Genomic DNA, 22,155 nt, shown 5'->3' with positions numbered 1-22,155 from the left:
CGGCGGTGTAGGTCGACAACCGGTTGCCAGTACGGGACGATGAAGGCCAAGCGCCACGCGAGCGACTGCGCGTCCTGGAAAGCCGTGTTGGCGCCGCGCACGCCAAAGATCGGGAGCAGGTGCGCGGCATCTCCGGCGAACAGCGCGCGGCCTTGCAAATAGTCCGGTATCGTCAGCGCACGCGCTGAGTACACCGAGCTCCAATCCATCTCTCAAGGCACCCCGCCGTGGCCCCTCATCTCGAGCTGTGCGTCGATCCACGCTTTCAGCGATTTCGGCTGCAGGGCCTGATCCGGCGTTTCCGCGCGCGGCAGCCGGTAGTCCACGCGCCAGATCCCGTGCGTTTCGCGGTGCATGAGGACCGTGTCCAGGATTCCACTCCGGGTCGAAGAAGGCGAGCCTCTCGATCGGCAAGGGCAGATCGACGCGGATGTCGGCAATAACGAAATACCCCTCATAAGAGGCACCTTCCAGCTGGATCCTCCTTAAGTGTTTAATCGATGCGCCTGTGTCAAGAGGACGCCGCTTCTGGTTCAAGGCGAGGCTCCCGTCGCAAGCGCACGGACAGCCCCTGAGAACGAAAGCGGCGCCGCCAAGTCCTAGCGCGGCTGGCGAGCGACTGCTTGATCGCTACTTGCTTGCCGAGGTGACTTTTTCTTTACCAATCCGGTTGATCACTACATAGTTGATCGCCGTCCAATAGTCCGACTTCTTCGGATCGGCAATGCGTTGAAGGTCGCCGGTCATGGCCCTGAAGCCGTCTGACATGACGTAGTCTTCTGCGTCGTTCATGCTGCGGAAATACATCAATGTGATGGCGTCGATACCGGCAGTCGGTTCGGCATAGAACGGTTTTCCTGGCTCCGCGCCGCCGATGTTCTGCAGCTGCACGTAGCGCGACACGAGCGCCTTGGTCGACGATTGGGCCGTGACCAGCTTTCTATGGCGACCCAGCCAGTCCTGCTGGAACTGATCACGCGTCAGATCGGCGCGTCGCGAATGAGTGAAGACCAGGATGATTGGGTCGCGACTATCCTTACTGGCGATGCGAATGTACTGCTTTGACAGGACCGGCGCCACCTGGCGGAACAGGACACGATCCTCGGGAAGAATCTTCGTCTGAAACTTCTCGCCGAATACCTTGCCAATGTCGTCCATACTGTGAAAGTTCAGATAGGCAATGCCGTCCCACCGAGGGCGCTTGTACTCGGGAATGTGCCCGATAACTTCAGGGTACAGCTTCCCTTTAGCGTCTGCAGGTGCCAAGTACGGCGGTGAGTTCGCAAGCATTGGGCCGGCAGGGAGCCGGTGTATCTGGTCGTAGCGCGTCAGCGATTCGAGTGTCGTGTCGGACGCATCCTCGGCATAGGTGAATCGCACGCCGTGGACCTTTCGCCAGTACTCGTCCCACTTTTCCCACCCGATGTTCGGGTCGCTTTCGAAGGCGTTGGCGCTTGGATCCGCTGCCGGATCGGCGATTGGTTTGCCGCCCCGATCCACCAGGTTGTCGGGGTCTCGTCCGCGCTGGGAAAGCGGACTGCTGTCGGCGCGAGCGAGAAAGCCGGTCATCACGATCAGCGGCTTGTCACTGCTTGCGATGGTCTTGGCGTGCGGTGGGCGCGCCAGCACCTCGCGCACGGATCCCTCGCTCGCAAAGGGTGTGTTTGAGTTCATGACTGCTGCAGTCTGGGCAAGAACTGCCATTGCGGCGACAAGGCCGCAAGCGACTGCGACCGCTGAGAGGTATCCACGCATTGATGTCTCCAGTTGCCGATCCCGTACGGAAACGACGCTGCGTGACGGTGCTCGGGTTAGCGAATGGAAAGCTCGTTGATGAGATAGGCGGTGGCGCACGCGACGTTCGCACCAAGCAAGCAGCAGATTGCACCTCCGTCAAAGGCGTCATGCGCCGCTGAGACGCTGTCAAACCAAAAGACTGCGAAGCCATCCGGTGGCGACGGCTCGCTCCAAAGCCTTTCTCGGCGCGCCGTGGACGCAGTCCAGTTCAACTCGAGGGGCAGGTTTGCCTCGCTGGCATAGCGAGTGATTGCAAGGCCGAATCGCTCCCTTGAAGACGTACCCAACAGGAACGGAACCATCACCTTGACGGGGCGATCCGTCCTGCCACTATCGTCGCCCTCGGTGTCGACAATGCAAAGCGTCCAGCCCTTCAAAAACACCGGTTCATCTGCAGGGATGTGACGCCGCCCGACGGCCGAGGCCTGGGCGGAGCGCATCGCTTCCTCATCCCGGAAGTACAGTTCCACGACTCCATCGACGGAAAAACGTGGAGGGTCGTCGGTCGTCCACAGCACCTTGTCCACCCGGTTGTGCGTGTATTTCGAGATGCCGTCCATCCCAAGCGCCAAGGCGGCGTGGGGGCCCGCCCAATAGCTCCGAAAATCGGCGGTAGAAAGACCTTCCTTCTTCGCCAGCAGGGTCATGCGCTTCATCATTTTTTTTACCCTTGACTTCAAACAACCCGACGCTCGGCGACCAGGAAGGCCGTGATTTCTCCCAGGAACGTCTTTGCATGCGCCATCGTCGTTTGGCCGGCGGGCGATGCGAAGGCATCCTGCAGCGTCTGCTCATCTTTGAACCAAAGCTCCACGATGCCGTCGATCGGCAGGGTGTCATAGTCACAGGGCTTGCCCTTCTCGCGCTCTCGGACGACGACGACGTTTTGCCGATAGCCGCTCACGCCAGGCATCTTCCGCACCAGATCGCCGTGAATCTTCCATTCGCGCTGGAAGTCGTCTTCGCTCAGCGTCGGCAGCCGCTTGATGACGGACATCCGCTTCAGCAGCTTGGCTCGTTCGTCCTCGCCCGGCAGCGGAATCACAACGGATTGCTCCGCCGTGACGATGTGCAACTCGCCGAGAAAGTGGTTCTCGTCCGCGATGAGCGCGGCCGCCATATCGCTGTCATTGAACGCGTGGTTCGCCCTGTCCACATCGTCGAACCAGAGTTGCGAGAACCCGTCGAAGTCCCACGGTCCCCGCGCAAAGTCGATTCCGCGTTGCACGCGGTCGACGACGGGGTTCTGCCAATACGCGCGGAGGTTGGGTGCACGCGCGGCCAGCGCGCCGTGGTTGTCCCTCCAGTAGACATTGAATTTGTCAAAAGTCCAGTCCGTCTTCTTGCGGATCAATCCCATACGTACATTCATGATGTGACTCGTTGGTCTACTTGAGAGGGGAAACAAGGGCATCCGCCGCTTGGGCGCGGGCGCGAGCTAGGCCCGGAGCCCGCTTGGCGAGCCAGACGCCATGCCGTACCGGCCAGCGCTCATAGCCAGGATCCACGCCCAATGTCAGCGCAGCGTGATGTGCCCAATAGGGATCAAACAAGGCCTCGCGCCCGAGGGCAATCAGGTCGGCCTTGCCTTCCGCGAGCACCGCCTCTGCCTGGCTCGCGTCGACGATCATTCCGACCGCTTGGGTCTTGATATTTGCTTCGTTGCGGATCCGTTCCGAGAAAGGGACCTGGAAACCCAGGCCTCGCGGCACGGGCAGCGCGCGGGTTTCTTCCGTCAGTCCGCCCGACGAGCAATCGATCACGTCGACACCGCAGCTCGCGAGTTCTCGCGAAAGCACGATCGAGTCCTCGAGGGTCCACCCATCCACGCTGCCATCCACCGCGGACAGACGGCAGAAGAGTGGCTTGCTCGCGGGCCAGGTCGCGCGGACCTTGCGTGCAACTTCGAGGGCCAGATGCATGCGCCCTGCAAGGTCACCGCCCCATTCGTCCTCTCGATGATTCGAGTTGGGAGACAAGAAGCTCGCGACCAAGTAGCCGTGGCCGAAGTGCAGTTCCACAACATCGAATCCGGCCTTGTCGGCACGGACGGTTGCGTCAACAAAGCTCTGAACCACGTCGGCGATGCCGTCTGCGTCGAGCGCACGCGGAGCGGACCAACCGGGTCCCGCCGCCAGCGCGCTGGGCCCGAGCCGCTCCCAAGGTTCTGCATCGGCTGCGAGACGCGCTTCCGACAGCGCTGCCCCGCCTTCCCACAAAGGTTCGCTGCCTGATTTGCGGCCGGCGTGGGCCAATTGCACCCCGATAGCACCGCCGTTGGCATGTATGAAATCAACGACCTGCTTCAATGGTTCGATCTGGCTGTCGTTCCACAGACCCAGATCGGCGGTACCGATGCGCCCGCGGGGATCGACGGCCGTACTTTCCGTGAGGATCAATCCCGCGCCTCCCAGCGCGAATTTTCCGAGATGAACCATGTGCCACGGCGTCGCACGCCCCGCCTCGGCGGCGTGCTGGCACATGGGCGAGATCACGACTCGATTCTTCAGCTCGAGCTCGCGGAGCCGGATCGGTTGGAAAAGAAGGGGTTCATGAGATTTCATGGCAAAGGCTTTCTGATCATGGAGCGATGGCCGCCGCAGTTGCCGACTGACGCGCGCCCAGATAGGTGCCGCCCATCACTGCGAGGAAACCGAAGAGGTGCCAAAGGGTCAGCCGCTCGCCGAGAAGCAACGCCGCGAAAGCGACGCCGAACACCGGGACCCAGTAAAGAAATACGGCTGTCCGTGCCACACCGATGCGTGCGATGGCCCCGTTCCAGACGAGGTTGGAGAGGGCCGTGGCCATGACGCCTGAGAACAGAATGAACGCCCAGGCGCGCCAGCCAGGAAAGAGCGTTGCCATGTCTAACACCGGAGCCTCGAGCCCGGCATGCAAAGTCAGCAGCAACGATCCGACGAGATAGATTGCCCAGCTGATGGTCAAGGTGTGCATGTTGCGAGCCAGACGCTGGACGATCGCGCCGCCTGCGGCGAAGCTCACGACCGCCGCAACCAGCATAAGATCTCCGGCACCGGCGCTGGAGAGGCCGGCGCCGGGGTGGCTCAGCACGACGGCTGCGACCCCTGCGAAGCCCAGCACAACGCCAAGAAGGCGCGAGACCGTCAGTCGCTCGCGAAAGGCTACTGCTGCCAACAGCGCGGACACCAATGGGCTCAACGCCATGATCAGCGCGCCGTTCGTGGCCGTTGACCGCAACAAGCCCTCGGCAAACAGGATCTGGTTGAGATACACCATCAGCAAGGCGCAGACGACGATCGCCCCTCCCTGGCGCACAGACACTGACGGTAAGCCGCAGCGTTTCCAAAGAACGACCATGGACAACGCGCCGCATGCCACCAGCATCCGCAAGGCCGCCAGGGTTGTTGGGTCGAAGATCCCGGTGAGCACCTTCACCGCTGACACGTTCAATCCCCAGATTGCCATTGAGGCGATCAAAGTTGACTGGACGGCGGTGGTATTCATTTCGCGCGTAGCCATCAGACCTCCTTCAGCTGCCTGTTGCGCTCACCGACCAGAAACGCGAATGCGCCTGCCAACAGGAGCAGCCCCACGGCGGAAGAGGCAAACACCATGGAGGACGAGAATCGGTCGACCATCCATGCCGCGGACAAGATGCCCAGCGACTGACCGAGAAAGAGAACGCATGCAAACAGCGACATTGCGGTGCCCCGAGCAGCAGGCGCCATCTGCGTCGCATTGGTTTGCAAGGTGTTGTGCAATGCGTAGAAGCCGAACCCCGCGACGAGACAAGCCGGCAGCGCCCAAAGCCAAGACGGCGCAAACGCCACCGACGCAAAAGCAAGTCCCAGGCAAACTCCGCCGAGCTTCGCCAACCCTGTCTCGCCGAAACGCCCCAGCAATCGACGGGCGCAGCGGCTATACAAGAGGCCACCCACGCCGTAGAGCGCAACAATGGCGCCCGCTGCCGGCATCGACAGGTGGAAAGCAGCGTGCAGGTGGGAAGGAATGAAGGCTAGCGCGCTGAATGCCAGAGCGCCCTCGATGAAGGTCACGACCAGCACCACCCTGGCCCAGGGCTGGGACAGGACATCCAGTACCCGGCGCCCGATGCTCCCGGTATCAACACCCTTGGAATGCGCAACAGCGCTCACCTTCCTCGTCAACATGGCCCCGCTGACCAGGAAGATCACGGCGAGGGCGAGGAACGGCGATCGCCACCCGAACAGGTCGGAGAGGAGCCCGCCGAACCACTGGCCGCAGATCATGCCGAAGACCGTGGCGCCGAGAAGGCGCGCCAGGACTTCCTGGCGAGACTCGTACGAAACGCTGTCGCCGATCCACGCCATCGTCAACGGAATGATCCCCGCGGCCGCCATCCCCGTCAGAACGCGGCTGACGATCAACCAGTCCAGGCTCGGGGAAAAAGCCGAGGCGAGGGAACCGATCGTGCAAGCCAGGGTCGCGAAGCCGACCACGCGCGCTTTCCCGTGACGATCCCCCAAGGGCCCATAGAAAAGTTGAAGGACACCATAGGCGAGTGCGAAGGCCGAGATCGCCCGAGCCGCCTGTCCCGTCGTTGCAGAGAACTCCGTCGCCAGCGACGGAAGCATGGCGTCACAGATCCTCATCGATGCCATGCTGGCAAATCCGCACAGACTGAGCAGCCAGAGCGTCTTCGAATCAAGGGAATGGGTGGCCATTGATGCGCTTGCTCCGCCGATGACAGCCGCGCTCGTGTTCATGGCATCAGTTCCGGTGCCAAGACCAGATCGACATCGAGCATTTTGCGGACCCCGACCCCAGGGGCCGCCTCTTGGTCGCAGCTCATCGAGACGATCTGCACGAGCGAGAGGGCTTTGTTCAATTTGCTTCTACCGTGCCGACTACTTCGCCCAACCCGATGCGGACTGCGCCCTCCCGTTCGCACCATCCACGCATGATCAGCGCGTCACCATCCTCCAGAAAGGTCCGCTTCTCACCGTTGGGAAGGTCGATCGGCTGCTTGCCACCGTTGGTGAGCTCCATCAGCGAGCCAGCCTCCTCGCTTGCAGGGCCGGACAAGGTGCCCGATCCAAGCAAGTCCCCGGGCTGCAGGTTGCATCCATTGACCGTGTGATGGGCGATCAACTGCGCCGGAGTCCAGTAGGCCGCCCGATTACTGTTGGTACGCGACAGGCGCACGGGCGGTACACCAGCTTCTCGCATCTTGGCCGTCTGCAGAAGGACTTCCAGTTCGATGGAAAATGCGCCCTTCGCCCGATTCATCTCAGAGTCGAGATAGGGAAGCGGCTGCGGGTCGCCTGCCGCCCGGTCGAACGCCACCCTGAAAGGCGCCAATGCTTCGGTTGTGACCATCCACGGCGACAAGGTGCTTGCGAAATTCTTCGAGAGGAACGGCCCGAGCGGTTGGTATTCCCAGCCCTGGATGTCGCGCGCCGACCAGTCGTTGAACAAGGTCACGCCGAACAGATGAGCTTCCGCTCCGGCTATATCTATCGGCTCGCCTTGCTCATTGCCCTGGCCAACAAACCACCCGAGTTCGAGTTCGTAGTCCAAGCGCTTCGAAGGGCCGAAGTTTGGTGAATTCGCGTCGGGCGCTTTCGTCTGCCCTTGCGGGCGCTTGAAGCGTTGGCCGCTGATCCCGATCGATGAGGCACGCCCGTGGTAACCGATGGGCACCCATTTGTAGTTCGGCAGGAGCGGATTTTCCGGCCGGAACTGTTTTCCGACCGTCGTCGCGTGATGTACGCTCGTGTAGAAATCCGTGTAGTCACCGATGCGGCATGGCACGTGCATGGTCACTGTGCTCTGGCTGACCAGTGCGCCTTCCCATTCGGCTTGCCGGGCACTTCCTTCGGCCAGTCCCCGAGAAATCAATGCACGCAATGCCGAGCGCTTCTCAGGCGTCGCGGCCATCAGCGCGTTCATGTCGTCCGTGTCGATCAGGCCCGCCTTGCGGAGATCGAGGATGCAATCCCCGATGGCGACGCCAATCCGGGGCGCTGCATCGGCGCCTATGCTGAAACGTCCGAACGGCAGGTTCTGAATCGGGAAATCAGAGCTGGCCTGGTTAGCCGAGGGGATCCAGCTGCGCAACTGGGGGGTGTGAGTGGCATCGATTGAGGTCATGATTTGTACTGATCCTTGAGGCCGGCCCAGCAGTCGGCATAGTCCGAATCGAGTGCGGGGCTTTGCATCGCGAACTCGGTGGGGATGAAGCGGTAGCGGCTTTCGAACATGAAGGCCAGCGTGTTGTCGAGCTTCTGCGGCTTGAGGTCGCCATGGCTTGCCTTTTCGAAGGCTTCCTCGTCGGGACCGTGCGGAACCATGCAGTTGTGCAGGCTGGCGCCGCCCGGCTTGAAGCCGCCGGGCTTGGCGTCGTACTCGCCATAGACCAGGCCCATGAACTCGCTCATGAGGTTGCGGTGATACCAAGGCGGACGGAAGGTGTCCTCCATCACGAGCCAGCGTGGTGGGAAGATCACAAAGTCGCAGTTGGCCGTGCCGGGCGTGTCGCTCGGCGAGGTCAGCACGGTGAAGATCGACGGGTCCGGATGGTCAAAGCTGATGGACCCGATGGTCATGAAGTTGACCGTGTCGTACTTCACTGGTGCCAGATTGCCGTGCCATGCGACGACGTTGAAGGGGGATTGCTTGGTCGGCGCCGACCAGAAGCGGCCGCCGAACTTCTTGATTAATTCGTAAGGGGTTATCGCGGCCTCGTAAGCAGCCACAGGCGCCTGGAAATCGCGTGCGTTCGCGAGCCCGTTGGAGCCGATCGGGCCGAGTTCGGGCAGGCGAAACTGCGCACCGTAGTTCTCGCAGAGATAGCCGCGCGACAATCCGTCGGGCAATCCCACCTTGAAGACCACGCCGCGCGGCACCAGCGCGATCTCGCCGGGCTTGACTTCGAGGACACCCATCTCCGTCGTGATGACCAGACGGCCTTGCTGCGGCACGAAGAGCATCTCGCCGTCCGCGTTGACGACAGCGCGCCGATCCATGGACTCGCTTGCGACGTAGACATGCGCGGCGATGCCGGATTGAGCTTCGGCGTCGCCATTTGCGGCGAGCGTTCGCACGCCGTCGATGAAGTCGACGTTTGCGTTCTCCATGGGAATCGGCGCCCAGCGCATCGGCTCAGGAGGCAACGCGATCTCTGAATTGGCGCCGGTCTTCCATAGCGCCTGCGCGTAGGGCTTGTAGCGGCCGGAGACCACGGAGGGTTGTCGCCGGTACATCCACGTGCGACGGTTTTCGTGGCGTGGCGCAGTGAAGGCCGTCCCGGAAATCAGCTCAGGGTACAGGTCGTGCGGTGCACGCTGCGGACTGTTGCGGCCCTGCGGCAATGCGCCGGGCGCGGCTTCTGTGGCGTATTCGTTGCCGAATCCGCTCTGATAGCGGAGCTCGGTGGCCGATGCGTTCGTCATGATGTCCTTCCGAAAATGGTTTTGCGCGAATGACAGCGCCGTCACGTTGAGTGCATTCGTTCCGGATGAGCACACCCCCGCGGCCGCAGGGCCACAGTCCTTTTCTTGGCGATCGCCCAGGGGACGAGAGCCCCCTGCCGTTGAACCCGTCGCCGCCGGAAAGCGGGCGATTCAAGAGCGGGGGCAACTCTGTGGATCAGCCCTCGAGCGTCTTCCACATCTCGACGTCACGCTCTGCGGTCCAGATACGCGGGTCGACGTATTTCGTGGCCTCGTCGTAGCAGCGCGTGACGTCGAATGGCATGCAGTGATCGAAGATCACCCAGTGGCCATACTTGGGCTTCAACGCGGCGAAGGTGTCCTTGTAGACCGTGTTCAGGTCCTTGCCCGCCGAGACACCCTTCTGAACGTTGGCATAGACATCGGAGATGAAGTCGCGTGTTTCGCTCAGGCCCTTGGCCACGTCCTCGGGGGTGGTCAATGCAGCGCCGCGACCCGGCACGAGCGCCTTGGGCTTGAGAGCAGCAAGATTGTTCAGCGTTTGCGGCCAGTCCTTGAAGTAGGCGTCGCCGGCGTAAGGCGTTGCGCCGAATTCGACGAGGTCGCCCGACAGCAATGCGCCTTCGCCCGGTAGCCAGACCACCGTGTCGCCCTTGGTGTGGCCGCGGCCCAGCTGCAGCAGTTGCACCTCGAGCTTGCCGAGCCACAGGGTCATCTTGCCGGTGAAGGTCATGGTCGGCCAGGTCATGCCGGGCGGCACAGTCTCAACGCCGGCGAACAGGCGCGGGAAGCGGCCGATCTCGCTCGCCTTGTCCTGCTCGCCGCGCTCGACGATCAGGTCGTAAGTGTCCTGGCTCGCTAGGATGTGTTCGGCACCGTACGCGCTTGCACCCAGCACGCGCACCGCGTGGTAGTGCGTCAGCACGACGTACTTGATGGGCTTGTCGGTCACCTCGCGGATACGGCGGATCACGTCCTGCGCCATCGCCGGGGTGGCCTGCGTGTCGGCCACCAGCACGGCGTCGTCACCAATGATGATGCCGGTGTTGGGATCGCCCTCGGCCGTGTAGGCCCAGGCGTGCTCGGAAATCTGGCTGAAAGTGACCTGCTTTTCCTCGAGGTCGGCTTGCGAGGCGAATTTCTTGGTTTGGCTCATGGGGGTTACTCCTTCGATGGACGGTTGAAAGGGGTTAATGCGTGCCGAGGTAGGCTGACTTGACTTTTGGATCGTTGAGGAGGGCACGGCCCGTGCCCTCCAACGTGATGTGACCGGTTTCGAGTACATAGGCACGGTCGGCCACGCCGAGCGCCTGCTTGGCCATCTGCTCGACCAGCAGGATGGTCAGACCGGACTCGCGCAGCTGGCGGATCGCGTTGAAGATGTCCTTGATGATTAGCGGCGCCAAGCCGAGCGATGGTTCATCCAGCAGCAGCAGCCGCGGATCGCTCATCAATGCGCGCGAGATTGCCAGCATCTGCTGTTCGCCACCCGAAAGGGTTCCGGACAATTGGTCCTGGCGCTCCTTCAGCCGCGGGAATCGCTTGAACTCGCGCTCGATCGCCACTTCGGTCGCGGCAGGATCCTTCTTGCGCGAATAGGCACCCAGCATCAGGTTCTCGCGAACCGTCTGATCGGCGAAGACGCCGCGCCCCTCCGGCGACATGGCGATGCCGAGGCCGACCCTTTCATGCGCTTTGACATTCGTGACGTCGTTGCCATCGAACTTGATGCGGCCTTCGCCCACCGGCTCAAGACCGCAAATGCTTTTGAGCAAAGTGCTCTTGCCCGCACCGTTGGCGCCGATGATCGTGACCACCTCGCCCTTGCGAACTTCCAGGCTCACGCCCTTGACGGCCTCGATCGCACCGTAGGAGACCTTGACTGACTCGAGTTGCAGCATATGTTTCTTTCCGGTTCAGGCGGCGGCGAGCGCAGCCTCTTCCTCGGGATCGTCAACGCCGAGATAGGCTTCGACGACACGTGGATTGGCCTGCACTTCGGCGGGCTTGCCTTCGGCGATCTTGATGCCGTAGTCCAGCACGATCACGTGGTCCGAGATGGACATCACAAGATCCATGTGATGCTCGACCATCAGAATGCTCACGCCACATTTCCCGATCCGGCACAGCAATTGACCCAGCTCAGCAGTCTCTTGCGGATTCAGGCCGGCCGCAGGCTCATCGAGCAAGAGCAATTGCGGCTCTGTAGCAAGTGCTCGAGCCAACTCAACCCGCCGCTGCAGACCGTACGGCAAACTGCCTGCCGGGTGATGCGCGAGATGCAACAGGCCCACCAGGTCCAGCAGTTGCAATGCACGTGCACGGGTGGCGGCTTCCTGCTTCTTCGCACCGGGTAGCGCGAGCAACGAGGCGAAGAAGCCATTGGTCATTCGGCTGTGACGACCCAGCATGACGTTGTCCAGCACCGAAAGATCAGCGAAGAGACGCAGGTTCTGGAAGGTCCGCCCCATGCCCATGCAGCAGATCGAGTGCACCGGACGACCGGAGACCTCTTGGCCGAGAAACTGGATCGAACCTTCGGTGGGATCGATCAGGCCAGTGAGCATGTTGATCATGGTGCTCTTGCCGGCGCCGTTCGGTCCGATCAGCGCGTGGATGTGTCCGCGATGAAGTCGGAAAGAAACATCCTGTGCTGGCTTCACGCCGCCGAAGTTCTTGGTGACACCCTTGACCACCAGCAGTTCGCCACCCTGGCCTTCGGGACCGATGCGAGTGGGCGCTGCGGACGCGGTCGAAGTCTCTGGCTCTTCGGCCGACCGCCGGAACCACTTCGACAGCAGTCCAGTGACACCGCCCGGCATGACATAGAGCGCGAAGAGCAGCAGGAAGCCATACAGGAAATGCTGCGCCGATGGCCAGCGTGCCAGCGCCGCATCGATCACCGTCAGGACCACGGTGCCGACCAACGGTCCGTACTGGGATCCGGCGCCGCCGAACAGCACCAGCAGCAGGATAAAGATCGACAAATGGAAGGTGATGAAGTCGGAGTTGATGTACTGGTTCTGTTGGGCGACCAGCGCACCGGCAATGCCGCAGGTCACTGCCGCGATGACGAAAGCGATGACCTTGGCGCGATAGACGCGGACACCGACCGACGACGACGCGATCTCGTCCGCCTGCAACGACTGCAGTGCACGGCCGAAGCGGCCCTGCAGCAGGTTGCGCAGCAAGAGATGCGTGACAGCGCAGAAGATGATGGCAAGCCACACCCACTGTTCCGTCGTGAGAGGCTGGCCGTTCCAGGTCAAGGCCTTGATGCCGTAGATCCCCTGCGCGCCGCCGAACACGTCCGTCCATTCACCGACCAGTTTTTCCACGACGATGCCGAACGCGAGTGTCACCATCGCCAGGTAAGGTCCTTTCACTCGCAGCGACGGCAAGGCAATCAGGACGCCACAAACACCGGAAATCGCAGCGGCCAGCAGCAATGCGAGCCAGGGATTCATTTCCGTTCGCGTGGTCAGCAAAGCAACGGCATAGGCTCCCGCTGCGAACAGCCCCGCCTGGCCGAGCGATTTCTGGCCGGCGTAGCCCACCAGCACATTCATGCCAGCGGCACAGAGGTAGTACACGCACATCATGAAGACGATGCGCAGGTAGTAGTCGTTCCCGAAGAGAGAGGTCACGCCGATAAGGCCGGCAGCGACGACGACGACGCCCAAGAGATGTTGACCGCGCTTCATACCTTCTCCACTAGCTTCTTGCCGAACAACCCGGTCGGACGGAACGCGAGAACCAGGATCACGAGAGCGAAGACGGCAACCTCACGCCACTGGGCCTGCCACAGGTTCACCAGCGATTCGAGGACCCCGAGAACGAAACCACCGATCACGCAGCCGCGTGGGTTGCTCAGGCCGCCGATCATGGCGCCGGAAAATCCTTTGAGACCGACTGTCAGGCCCATGAAGAGCGAGGCTTGTGCGATCGGCGCGAGAAGGAAGCCCGACAGGCCGGCGAGCGCCGAACTGATCACGAAAGCGCCGATCATCACGGCGTTGGTGTTGATGCCCATCAGGCTGGCGACGTTGCCGTTGGCAGCGACTGCCCGCATGGCCTTGCCCACCATCGTCTTGTTCATCACGAAGTCGAAGGCAATCATGATCACCACGGCGACACCCAGCGTCAGGAGTTCCTGGGGGCGAACGCCGACCCCGAGCACCCGGATCACCGCGTCGCCCAACGGTCCGGGCACCACGACGGGCTTGGGTCCCCAGATGGCCAATCCGATGCTCTGGAGGATGACGCCGAAACCCAGCGTGCTCATCACCCAGGCCATGCCAGGTCGTCCCGCGAACGGCCGTACGCCGATCGCATAGAGGAGCCATCCGAGCAACCCCATGATGCCAAGCGCTGCGGCGAGGGCCAGCAACTGGGCACCGGAGCCGGGCAGCGCCTGACCAAAGGTGGTCGATGTCACAGGCAGACCCAGGACCAGGAAGAGCGCGCTCATGCCGATGAATGCACCTGCCGATACAAACTCGCCGTGCGAGAAGTTGAGCGTCTTGGTGGTGGTGAATGTGATGCTGAAACCTAGAGCGACCAACGCGTAGGCACCGCCCACAGCCAAGCCACTGAGAATCGCCTGCAAGAGCGCCTCTGTCATAGTTGCCTCCGAGATGATTTCCCGGGCCGCCGGATGCGGCCCGGATGCGCAAAGTGGCGTTACTGCTTGAAGTCAGCGGTTGTCAGCGAACCCACGATCGGGTCCGTGTAGGGCAGCAGCTTGCCGTCCTTCCAGCGAATCCACACCAGGTCCTTGGCCATCAAGGCTTCATGATTGGTCTTGCTGAACGGCTTGTCATAGGTCTTGAGGACGCCCTGGACGGGGGTCTTCAGGTCCTCCAGCGCGAGCCGGACGGCCGAACCGTCGAAGCTATTGGCTTGCTTCGCGGCGGCAGCGTAGAGCAGGACGGAGTCATAGCCGTGCAGGGCGAAAGAGAACGAGCCCGGTGCCTTCAGCTTGGGGCCGACTCGGTCGAAAAGCTTTTGCTGTGCGGGCGTGCGCGTCTCGCTGACCGTGCGCATGAAGATCGGCTTTTCCGCCAGGGTCTTTCCTGCCGCGTCATAGAACGTGATGTTGTCTGCGGCCCACGAGGTCAACACCAACGGGAAGTAGTTGATCTTCTCCATGCTGCGCACCAACTGGGCGATGGGGGTTCCCTGGGCCCAGACGACCACCGTGTCGACACCGGCAGACTTCATCTTGCTCAGTTGCGAGGTCATGTCCGTATCGCCGACACCGAAGCGCTCGGTGGCTGCGATCTTGATGCCCTGAAGCTTGGCGATCTCCTCCATGTCCTTCAGCCCGCCTTGGCCGTAGCCGGTGGTCTCGGCCATCAAGCCGACCACCTTCGCCTGAGCGGTGTTCTTCTTGACGTACGCCATCAGTGCGGCGACCTGCTCGCGATCAACCATCGAGACACGGAACATGTAGTTGTCCGCACCTGCGCTCATCGGCTTGGTGATGTCTGTACCCGAGCTCACGTTGCCGATGACGGGGATCTTCTTCTGGTTGGCGATGTGCTTCCAGGCCATGGCGTTGCCCGAATTGGTCGGGCCGAACACGGCGGAGACTTTTTCGCTGTCGATCAACTCGCTCATGTTCTGAATCGACTTAGGCGGCGCCGAGGTGTCATCCCGCGTGACGAGCGCCAGCTTCTTGCCGAGCACGCCGCCAGCGGCATTGATGTCCGCAATTGCGGCCTCCATGCCCAACACAGCTGCCTGGCCACTTTGCGCGGATGGCGAAGCGGACAGGTCACCGTTGTAGCCCACCTTGATGTCTTGGGCATTCGCAGCTGCTGCTGCAATCATGCTGGCAGTCAAAACTGCGTGCTTGATGAATTTAGGGATGCTCACGGCTGTCTCCTCTTTGGGGTCGAACTCGGCGAGTTCAGGGGTTGCAAACTAGGAACGAACTCTGGAATATCAGGAGGCGAGATAGCCGCCGTCGATGGGCAATGTCACGCCCGTCACGTAGGTGGCCATACTCGATGCAAGGAAGATCACGGGGCCGACCAGTTCCTCAGGCTGTCCCACACGCGCCATCGGCGTGCGCAGCATGAACTTTTGCAGACGCTCAGGTGCTTCTCGCGTGTAGGAGGTCATCGGGGTCTCGATGACCCCCGGCGCGATTGCGTTGACCCGGATGCCGTCTTTGGCGAGCTCGACCGCCAGCGTCTGGGTCATCATCTTGACCGCGCCCTTCGACGGCGAATAGCCCACTACATTGGGAATGCCGGTCGTCGACGCGATAGACCCGACGTTGATGATCACGCCCTTGGTCTCCTTCAGGGCATCGAGCCAAGCGTACGTCGGAAGGAAGGTGCCCATCACATTCACGGCCAACGTGCGCTCGAGGTTTGACACGACCTTGGGGCTGTCCAGCCCTTCACGGATGATGATGCCCGCGTTGTTGACCAGGATGTCGATGTTGCCGACCTCACCGGCCACGGTGAGCGCCAGCGTTTGACAAGCGTCGCGCGATGTCACGTCGAGCTTGTACCCAACTGCCTTCCCACCGGCGGCGGTGATCTCGGCTGCCACGGCCTTGGCGTTTTCTTCCACGAGGTCCGTCACGACGACGTTGGCACCAGCTTTTGCGAGGCCCTTGGCGATGGATTTGCCATTGCCCTGTCCCGCGCCGGTCACCAGCGCGATGCGTCCGTCGAGGACTCGGGGCGCCATCAGCTCGGAGATTTCCATTTGTACTGTCCTTTTGGGGTTGTGCGAAGTTCAAGCTGCGTGTGCGTGCTGGCGCGGCGTCGTCGTCAATGGAACGACATTGGGGGAGCGATCCGTCTGCTTTGCAAGCGCCTGGCCGACGACGTAGCCGAAGGTCAGTGCCGGCCCTAGGGTGATGCCGGCGCCGGGGTAGTTGCCACCCATGATGCTGGCGGCGTCGTTGCCTATGGCATAGAGCCCCTTGACCGGTTGCCTGCTCTGCGTGAGGACTTGGCAGGACTCGTCCGTCAGGAGACCGGCGAAAGTGCCGATCTCGCCGACGACGATCTTGATCGCGTAGAAGGGGCCCTGACGAACGGGCGCCATGCACGGGTTCGGGGTCACCAGAGAGTCGCCCTGGAAGCGGTTGTACGCGGTGCTGCCCTTGCCGAACTTCGTGTCCACGCCTTTCGCCGCGTCACGATTGAAAGTCTCAACCTCCTCCTGCAGCGCAGCGTAGGGCACGCCGATTGTCTCGGCCAGTTCCTGCAGGCTATTGCCCTTCTTGAGGTAACCACTCTTCAGATGCTTGCCGATGGGCAAGGGAAACGGAGCCACTGCCCCCATGCCGTACTCGCGCAGGTGCTTGTGATCGCAGATGAGCCAGCAAGTGACCTCCGGCATCCCCTTGCAGGACTTCACCAGGTCCTGGATGAAGTCGTGATAGGACAGCGCCTCGTTGGTGAAGCGGCGTCCCTTCGGGGTAACTGCAATCGCGCCCGGCTTGGCACGGTCGATGAAGTGCGGCATGACGCCCTCGGAACCATCCTTGCGCTTGGTCACCGAGGTCGGGCACCAGGCGGCGGCATTCGGAATAGTCGGGTCGACCCAGCCTCCGACGGATTCACCGAGACGCAGACCGTCGCCGGTATTCAAGGCAGGCGAAGGCGTGAAGTGCTCACGGCCGGTCGGCGCGTGCGGGAACAACTGCTTGCGACGCTCCACGTCATAGGGGAAGCCACCGCATGCCAGAACAACGCCACGGCGCGCGCGGACTTCGACCGGCTTGCCGTTCTGCACTACGGTCGCTCCGACAACGGCGTCTTCTTCCACGATGAGTGACTTCACGGTCGAGTTCAGCCATACCGGGACGTTGAGATCCATCGCGGCCTTGGCGAGACGGCCGGCCAGCGCATTGCCATTCGTCAGCGTCATCCCGCGGCCGTATCTCACGACATCCAGAAGATGTCCGCCGAAACGCTTGGTGACATACCAGAAGGACTCGAACGATTTGAAGGCACGCAGGAAGTGCCACAGCTCCTTCCCGGAGCCAAGCATCATGCCGAACACGGTCAGCTCGGGCACGGGCGGCGCGAGCTTGTCGATGCGGCTGCCCAGTTCTCGGCCGTCAAACGGCCGGGTCACCATGGACCGGCCACCCGACTGGCCGCCTGGCGCTTCGGCGTGATAGTCGGGGAACACCGGCGGCATGTCGAACTGCACGCACGTGTTCTCGGTGAAGAAGTCGATGGCTTTCGGGCCGTTTTCGATGAAGGCGTCGACGCGCGCCGCGTCGAAATGCGTCGTGGCTTCATGTTGCAGGTAGGACCGGGCAGCCCCTGCCGGCTCGGTGATGCCCTGCTCCTTAGCCAGCTTGGTGTTGGGAATCCAGAGCCATCCGCCGGACCTAGCGGTCGTGCCGCCGAAGAGGGGGGCCTTGTCGACCACCAGCACCTTTAGGCCTTCGTGAGCGGCTGTGACTGCCGCTGCCATCCCAGAGGCCCCGGTGCCAATCACCAGGACGTCATATAGGGTTTCCTGCTTGCTCATGAGCTTCACTCCTTTGGGGGACCGCGTCTGCAAGTCCGATGCTGTTAGTATGGTGCTAACGCGTTACTCATACGCTAATGGTTTACCCTAATCGGATGACATCGATATGATCGAACAAGGAGACTGGCATGAAGGAGCTCAACAATGAGAGTCGCGCATCAGGCTTAGAGAAGGAGCGCAGAGGGATTCAGGCCGTCGAGGCGGGCGGCCAACTGCTTCTTGCTCTCGGAACCCATGGCCATCCGATGCCTCTGAGCGAACTCGCGCGAGCTGCGGAAATGGCGCCTGGCAAGGCCCACCCGTACCTGGTCAGCTTTACCAAGCTTGGCTTGGTCACTCGAGAGCCGACCACCGGCCATTACTGGCTCGGACCCATGGCCATGCAGCTTGGACTTGTCTCGCTTCGAATGGTCAATCCGGTTCGCGAAGCGACTCCATTCGCAGCGCAGTTAGCCAGGGATACTGGCCACAGCGTTGCGCTGGCGGTCTGGGGCAACCAGGGACCGACAGTGGTGTTCTTGTTTGATGCGGTCTACCCGCTTCATACCAACATCCGTACGGGAACTGTGATGTCGGTGGCGGGAACAGCAACCGGGCGACTGTTCGCCAGCTATCTTCCCGCCCGGCTCATCGAGAAATCTCTTCTTCAAGACGAGCGGCGCCTTGGGCCGGACATTGCCGCCCCTGTTGAGGCGCTCGCGCTGAACGAGATGCTGAACGACGTGCGCAAATATGGTATTTCTCGTGCAGTGAACAACCCTACTCCTGGCGTCTGCTCGTTCGCCGCTCCGGTCTTCGACTACTCGGGAAACATCGTGCTTGCGCTGACGCTGATCGGGGGCTCCCGCTCGTTCGGCACTGATTGGAACGGCCCTCAGGCGGGGGCAGTCAAGGCAAGCGGCATCGCAATCTCCAAGCGTCTTGGCGCTCTTTCCCGAGGGCACTCCTAGTGGGGTGCTTACGGGAGCAGTGGACGCAAAACTTGCAGGCCTCTTTCTGTGGCCAGTCGTTTGATTGACAATTGCTCGCGGTCGATAAATTAGTTTGGCATCAACGCGTTTGTTGTAAGCTAATTATTCGGCTTAAAACGTTATCGACAGTGCTTGGGGACAAATCATGGACGCTCTGGAAAGTAGCGGCGACACAGGTGCCGAAAAGGGGCGTCGAGGCATCCAGTCTATCGAAGCCGGCGGCCAGTTGCTCCTGGCGCTCGGGGCCCACGGCCGGCCTATGCCATTGAGGGAACTCGCAAAGGCGGCCGACATGGCGCCGGGCAAAGCTCATCCGTATCTGGTCAGCTTCGCCAAACTGGGACTGGTGACCCAGGAATCCCTGACCGGTTACTACTGGCTTGGCCCGACCGCCATGCAACTCGGCTTGGTGACGCTTCGTATGCTCAATCCTGTCCGAGAAGCGACACCCTTCGCGGAGGAGTTGGCTCGGCAGACCGGTCACAGCGTCGCGATGTCCGTATGGGGCAACCACGGGCCCACCATCGTGTTCCTCTTCGACGCGATTTATCCGCTTCACACGAACATCCGGACGGGCATGGTCATGTCACTGGCTGGCACCGCCACCGGTCGCTTGTTCGCTGCATATTTGCCGGCGAAGCTCATCGAAGAGTCCATTCTTGAAGACGAGCGTCGACTTGGGCCGGACATTGCCAAGCCCGTTGACCAGGACGAACTGCAAAGCATGCTCAATGAAGTGCGCGCGAATGGCCTTTCACGCTCGGTCGACAACCCCACCCCCGGCGTCTGCTCTTTCGCTGCTCCTGTGTTCGACTACTCCGGCAACATCGTGCTTGGCATCACCTTGATGGGACGTTCGCGGTCGTTTGACACCAATTGGGATGGCAGCCAAGCAACAGCAGTGAAAGAGGCCGGCATCGCAATCTCGAAACGCATCGGCGCCCTCTCCCCCTCCGCGCAAAACCCGCGCAGATAAATCTGTTTCACGCGACACCGCAGTCGCCGCGCGAGGCTGGCCGTACTGCGCCGCTGCTCTCGACCCTCGTGACCGAGGTCGTTCCCTTCTTCACTTGGCTGACCGCAAGCTGTCCGGCTGTCCCGCCCGGCGTTCCACTGTCCGTCGCCTAAGCGCTCCCAGACTCCGGGGGAGACGCTCCCCGCTGTAGTTACACCTATTTGCAATCGTACGGGTTGCCCCGACTATGTCAATGTTATGCGATTTGATCTGATAGACAGATGTAATCGTATTCATCTGACACTATCAGATGACAGCCGCGCCGCATCGGGCAGCATTAGTTAGGTCGCACCTCACAGCAAGGAGACACTCGAGATGAAAACCAGTGGCAACAGCGCGTCACGCGCATCGTCGGCGGTAGAAACCGCCTCCCGCCCTCCGAGGACGCGCCGGCGAACTGGCTTCGTCGCCGCCGCTCTTGCGTTAGTGGCATCGGCCGCGGCGCCCGCCTTCGCTTCGTGCGATGACCATGACAGAAGGGGTAATGACGGGTGCCAAGAGCAAGCCTCGACTCCGTTCCCCGGTGGCGTCTGGACTCCAGGCCCTGCGGTCTACGGTTCAAAATTGGACACAAACGTGCCCGTCACGATGAGTGACGGTGCCGTTCTCATGGTCGATGTCTCCTACCCGACCGACCCATCGACTGGAGTTCGGGTGCCTGGCCCCTTTCCCGTGTTGCTCACCCAAACGCCTTACCTAGGCAACCCTTCCACCGCCGGCGACTACTACGTGCAGCGTGGCTATCTGTTCGTGACCGCGTCGGTGCGGGGAACAAGAAACTCAGGCGGCGACTTCGCCTTTTTCAGCGAACGTGATGCCAAGGACGGGGCCGAGTTGGCGCAATGGGCGGCGACCAGGCTGCAGAACTCCAATGGAAAGGTCGGTCTGCAGGGCGGCTCCTGGGCGGGCCTGAACCAGATTTACACCGCCGCCGCAGCGGGGCGGAATTCGCCAATCAAGGCCCTCGCGCCGGTTTGCTTTGGCGCAGAGTTCTATCGAGAGACCTACTTTGCAGGCGGCATCCCAACGCAAACGGCCCAGTTCCCATTGTTTTTCGGCGGGTCCGTAGGCAACAATCACGGAGCCGCTGCCTACGGCCAAGCGGTGGTGAACGATATTTACGCAGGCGGTCCGAAAGCGTACGACGGCGACTTCTGGCAGCTGCGAACCCCGGGAAATTACGCCGAGAAGATCGTTGACCTTGGCATCCCTGCACTCATCTGGGGCACCCATCAGGACATCTACGCAGAGAGCGCACTGTCGATGTACGCGTACCTTCAGAACGCCTACAGCAAGAGGCCCGTCTTCGGTCCGATGTCCCCCACCCAGAAGGCCACCGGCCGATATCAGGTACTTATTAGCCAAGGCGGCCATTGCCAATTCGAAGAGCAGACCACTGGCCAGCACATCGCAGACAACATTACGCTTGAATGGTTCGATACCTGGCTGAAGGGCAAACGCACTCGGATGGCCGACACGAGCCAGCCGCTCCATGTTCACGAGCTGTTATCGAACAACTGGGTGAGCACGTCTGCGTATCCGGTCTCCACCTCCTATAAACAGTACTTCCTCGCCAACAATGGGCGCATGACGCGGCACGTAGCTGGTTCGGCAGGCAAAGAGACAATAAATTGGGCACAACCCGGGCCCGGCAGCACCTTGCAATTTGACGGTCCTGTAATCAAGAAGGGGGCAACCCTTGCCGGGCCGATGAGCGCGTCCTTCTACGCGTCGTCTACAACGGCGAACCTGGAGCTAATCGCATCAGTCGCGTTGGTGGATGCGCAAGGTACGGTCACCCCCATTTCCTCTGGGGCCGTTCTCGGAAGCCTGGCTACAAACATACCGTCTCGGTCCTGGGTGGACAAGAAGGGCGTGCCGGTCAAGCCCTATGGCGCGTATGTAGCGGACAAGTACCTGCCTGCTGGGTCAGTCAACAAGTACGACTTCCTGATTTCCCCGAGATTCGTTGCGATACCTGCAGGTGGCAAGCTGCGTCTGACCGTTACAACCCAAACACCGTCGCAAGGTTCCAACGGAGTTTTCAACCCCGCACCCGGTGGGAGTCAGTGCTCCCCCGTTCTTGGCACCGACCCTTGCTACCCGACGATGCCGCAGCTGGCTTCGCTTACAGGAAGTGCCGTGTCGCTCTATTACGGCCCGCGCCACCGCTCGTCTCTGAACCTTCCGCTCTTGAAGGCAGGCTGTTTCAACACCGAGAGCACGACCAGTCTTCCATATTGGAAGGGTGACGCAGACCTTGAAGGCCGCGGCCCCTGCCAGGAACTGGAAGACGATGATGATTGATTGACCGGTTCTGGCAGGCAGTGTGCAAACGGCGGCTTCTGCCGCCGTTTGCATTGCATGACCTCAAAGCGAACGGGAGGCTGCCAGGCACGCAGCAAGAAGGCCCCACAATAACTCGCTCAGCCTACAAGACCAA

Annotated in this window: 19 protein-coding genes and 1 pseudogene; 3 read left to right on the top strand and 17 right to left on the bottom strand. The window is 61.6% G+C overall.

Features of this window, described 5'->3' with window-relative positions; all coding sequences use genetic code 11:
* Positions 1 to 38: 38 nt before the first annotated feature.
* From AC1DSC_RS18855 to AC1DSC_RS18775, 17 genes and pseudogenes are all read right to left on the bottom strand, one after another.
* A pseudogene (locus tag AC1DSC_RS18855) lies at positions 39 to 474 on the bottom strand (FAD-dependent monooxygenase); the annotation flags it as partial.
* 156 nt (positions 475 to 630) lie between these two features.
* Positions 631 to 1,755, bottom strand: a complete 1,125-nt coding sequence (locus AC1DSC_RS18850; RefSeq protein ID WP_478131876.1) for an EthD domain-containing protein — start codon at positions 1,753 to 1,755, stop codon at positions 631 to 633.
* Between the two features lie 56 nt (positions 1,756 to 1,811).
* A complete protein-coding gene (locus tag AC1DSC_RS18845; protein ID WP_478131875.1) occupies positions 1,812 to 2,456 on the bottom strand; it encodes an EthD domain-containing protein in 645 nt (214 codons plus the stop codon).
* A 17-nt stretch (positions 2,457 to 2,473) separates the two neighbouring features.
* Positions 2,474 to 3,169, bottom strand: a complete 696-nt coding sequence (locus tag AC1DSC_RS18840; RefSeq protein WP_478131874.1) for an EthD domain-containing protein — start codon at positions 3,167 to 3,169, stop codon at positions 2,474 to 2,476.
* Positions 3,170 to 3,185: 16 nt separating this feature from the next.
* Positions 3,186 to 4,361 (bottom strand): NADH:flavin oxidoreductase/NADH oxidase, encoded by a 1,176-nt coding sequence (locus AC1DSC_RS18835; protein ID WP_478131873.1) that lies wholly within the window; start codon positions 4,359 to 4,361, stop codon positions 3,186 to 3,188.
* Positions 4,362 to 4,377: 16 nt separating this feature from the next.
* The gene (locus AC1DSC_RS18830; protein WP_478131872.1) at positions 4,378 to 5,298 is read right to left on the bottom strand and encodes a DMT family transporter; all 921 of its coding nucleotides are present in this window, start codon (positions 5,296 to 5,298) and stop codon (positions 4,378 to 4,380) included.
* A complete protein-coding gene (locus AC1DSC_RS18825) occupies positions 5,298 to 6,524 on the bottom strand; it encodes an MFS transporter (protein ID WP_478131871.1) in 1,227 nt (408 codons plus the stop codon). The genes AC1DSC_RS18830 and AC1DSC_RS18825 overlap by 1 nt, the downstream gene beginning before the upstream one ends.
* On the bottom strand, positions 6,521 to 6,646 hold the full coding sequence (locus AC1DSC_RS18820; RefSeq protein ID WP_478131870.1) for a hypothetical protein: 126 nt from the start codon (positions 6,644 to 6,646) through the stop codon (positions 6,521 to 6,523). The genes AC1DSC_RS18825 and AC1DSC_RS18820 overlap by 4 nt, the downstream gene beginning before the upstream one ends.
* Positions 6,643 to 7,911, bottom strand: coding sequence for a fumarylacetoacetase (gene fahA / locus AC1DSC_RS18815; protein WP_478131869.1), 1,269 nt, complete (start codon positions 7,909 to 7,911; stop codon positions 6,643 to 6,645). The genes AC1DSC_RS18820 and fahA overlap by 4 nt, the downstream gene beginning before the upstream one ends.
* Complete coding sequence (gene hmgA, locus AC1DSC_RS18810; protein ID WP_478131868.1) at positions 7,908 to 9,212, bottom strand: homogentisate 1,2-dioxygenase; 1,305 nt, start codon at positions 9,210 to 9,212, stop codon at positions 7,908 to 7,910. Before hmgA ends, fahA begins: the two co-directional genes overlap by 4 nt.
* Positions 9,213 to 9,408: 196 nt before the next feature.
* Entirely contained in the window at positions 9,409 to 10,368 is a 960-nt protein-coding gene (locus AC1DSC_RS18805; protein WP_478131867.1) for an MBL fold metallo-hydrolase, read from the bottom strand.
* Between the two features lie 34 nt (positions 10,369 to 10,402).
* Positions 10,403 to 11,113, bottom strand: a complete 711-nt coding sequence (locus AC1DSC_RS18800; protein ID WP_478131866.1) for an ABC transporter ATP-binding protein — start codon at positions 11,111 to 11,113, stop codon at positions 10,403 to 10,405.
* 15 nt (positions 11,114 to 11,128) lie between these two features.
* The gene (locus AC1DSC_RS18795; protein WP_478131865.1) at positions 11,129 to 12,916 is read right to left on the bottom strand and encodes a branched-chain amino acid ABC transporter ATP-binding protein/permease; all 1,788 of its coding nucleotides are present in this window, start codon (positions 12,914 to 12,916) and stop codon (positions 11,129 to 11,131) included.
* The gene (locus AC1DSC_RS18790) at positions 12,913 to 13,836 is read right to left on the bottom strand and encodes a branched-chain amino acid ABC transporter permease (protein ID WP_478131864.1); all 924 of its coding nucleotides are present in this window, start codon (positions 13,834 to 13,836) and stop codon (positions 12,913 to 12,915) included. Before AC1DSC_RS18790 ends, AC1DSC_RS18795 begins: the two co-directional genes overlap by 4 nt.
* Positions 13,837 to 13,895: 59 nt before the next feature.
* Positions 13,896 to 15,092 (bottom strand): ABC transporter substrate-binding protein, encoded by a 1,197-nt coding sequence (locus AC1DSC_RS18785; RefSeq protein WP_478131863.1) that lies wholly within the window; start codon positions 15,090 to 15,092, stop codon positions 13,896 to 13,898.
* Positions 15,093 to 15,161: 69 nt separating this feature from the next.
* Positions 15,162 to 15,938: an SDR family NAD(P)-dependent oxidoreductase gene (locus AC1DSC_RS18780; protein ID WP_478131862.1), complete on the bottom strand. Its 777-nt coding sequence runs from the start codon at positions 15,936 to 15,938 to the stop codon at positions 15,162 to 15,164.
* A 30-nt stretch (positions 15,939 to 15,968) separates the two neighbouring features.
* Positions 15,969 to 17,726, bottom strand: a complete 1,758-nt coding sequence (locus AC1DSC_RS18775) for an FAD-dependent oxidoreductase (protein ID WP_478131861.1) — start codon at positions 17,724 to 17,726, stop codon at positions 15,969 to 15,971.
* A gap of 128 nt (positions 17,727 to 17,854) precedes the next feature.
* On the opposite strand from AC1DSC_RS18775, the gene AC1DSC_RS18770 reads away from it, so the two are divergent.
* From AC1DSC_RS18770 to AC1DSC_RS18760, 3 genes are all read left to right on the top strand, one after another.
* On the top strand, positions 17,855 to 18,676 hold the full coding sequence (locus tag AC1DSC_RS18770; protein ID WP_478131860.1) for an IclR family transcriptional regulator: 822 nt from the start codon (positions 17,855 to 17,857) through the stop codon (positions 18,674 to 18,676).
* A 166-nt stretch (positions 18,677 to 18,842) separates the two neighbouring features.
* Entirely contained in the window at positions 18,843 to 19,673 is an 831-nt protein-coding gene (locus AC1DSC_RS18765) for an IclR family transcriptional regulator (protein ID WP_478131859.1), read from the top strand.
* Between the two features lie 354 nt (positions 19,674 to 20,027).
* Positions 20,028 to 22,019 carry a CocE/NonD family hydrolase gene (locus AC1DSC_RS18760; RefSeq protein ID WP_478131858.1) on the top strand — a complete coding sequence of 664 codons (1,992 nt, stop codon included), beginning with the start codon at positions 20,028 to 20,030 and terminating at the stop codon, positions 22,017 to 22,019.
* Positions 22,020 to 22,155: the final 136 nt, after the last annotated feature.

The organism is Variovorax sp. 01N425 (assembly GCF_056399465.1).
This window is presented reverse-complemented; position numbering and strand designations above follow the sequence as displayed.

Coding starts and splice junctions, on each gene's coding strand:
- AC1DSC_RS18850 (WP_478131876.1), bottom strand. CDS start 1,755: ATGCGTGGATACCTCTCAGCGGTCGCAGTCGCTTGCGGCCTTGTCGCC.
- AC1DSC_RS18845 (WP_478131875.1), bottom strand. CDS start 2,456: ATGATGAAGCGCATGACCCTGCTGGCGAAGAAGGAAGGTCTTTCTACC.
- AC1DSC_RS18840 (WP_478131874.1), bottom strand. CDS start 3,169: ATGAATGTACGTATGGGATTGATCCGCAAGAAGACGGACTGGACTTTT.
- AC1DSC_RS18835 (WP_478131873.1), bottom strand. CDS start 4,361: ATGAAATCTCATGAACCCCTTCTTTTCCAACCGATCCGGCTCCGCGAG.
- AC1DSC_RS18830 (WP_478131872.1), bottom strand. CDS start 5,298: ATGGCTACGCGCGAAATGAATACCACCGCCGTCCAGTCAACTTTGATC.
- AC1DSC_RS18825 (WP_478131871.1), bottom strand. CDS start 6,524: ATGAACACGAGCGCGGCTGTCATCGGCGGAGCAAGCGCATCAATGGCC.
- fahA (WP_478131869.1), bottom strand. CDS start 7,911: ATGACCTCAATCGATGCCACTCACACCCCCCAGTTGCGCAGCTGGATC.
- hmgA (WP_478131868.1), bottom strand. CDS start 9,212: ATGACGAACGCATCGGCCACCGAGCTCCGCTATCAGAGCGGATTCGGC.
- AC1DSC_RS18805 (WP_478131867.1), bottom strand. CDS start 10,368: ATGAGCCAAACCAAGAAATTCGCCTCGCAAGCCGACCTCGAGGAAAAG.
- AC1DSC_RS18800 (WP_478131866.1), bottom strand. CDS start 11,113: ATGCTGCAACTCGAGTCAGTCAAGGTCTCCTACGGTGCGATCGAGGCC.
- AC1DSC_RS18795 (WP_478131865.1), bottom strand. CDS start 12,916: ATGAAGCGCGGTCAACATCTCTTGGGCGTCGTCGTCGTCGCTGCCGGC.
- AC1DSC_RS18790 (WP_478131864.1), bottom strand. CDS start 13,836: ATGACAGAGGCGCTCTTGCAGGCGATTCTCAGTGGCTTGGCTGTGGGC.
- AC1DSC_RS18780 (WP_478131862.1), bottom strand. CDS start 15,938: ATGGAAATCTCCGAGCTGATGGCGCCCCGAGTCCTCGACGGACGCATC.
- AC1DSC_RS18775 (WP_478131861.1), bottom strand. CDS start 17,726: ATGAGCAAGCAGGAAACCCTATATGACGTCCTGGTGATTGGCACCGGG.
- AC1DSC_RS18770 (WP_478131860.1), top strand. CDS start 17,855: ATGAAGGAGCTCAACAATGAGAGTCGCGCATCAGGCTTAGAGAAGGAG.
- AC1DSC_RS18765 (WP_478131859.1), top strand. CDS start 18,843: ATGGACGCTCTGGAAAGTAGCGGCGACACAGGTGCCGAAAAGGGGCGT.
- AC1DSC_RS18760 (WP_478131858.1), top strand. CDS start 20,028: ATGAAAACCAGTGGCAACAGCGCGTCACGCGCATCGTCGGCGGTAGAA.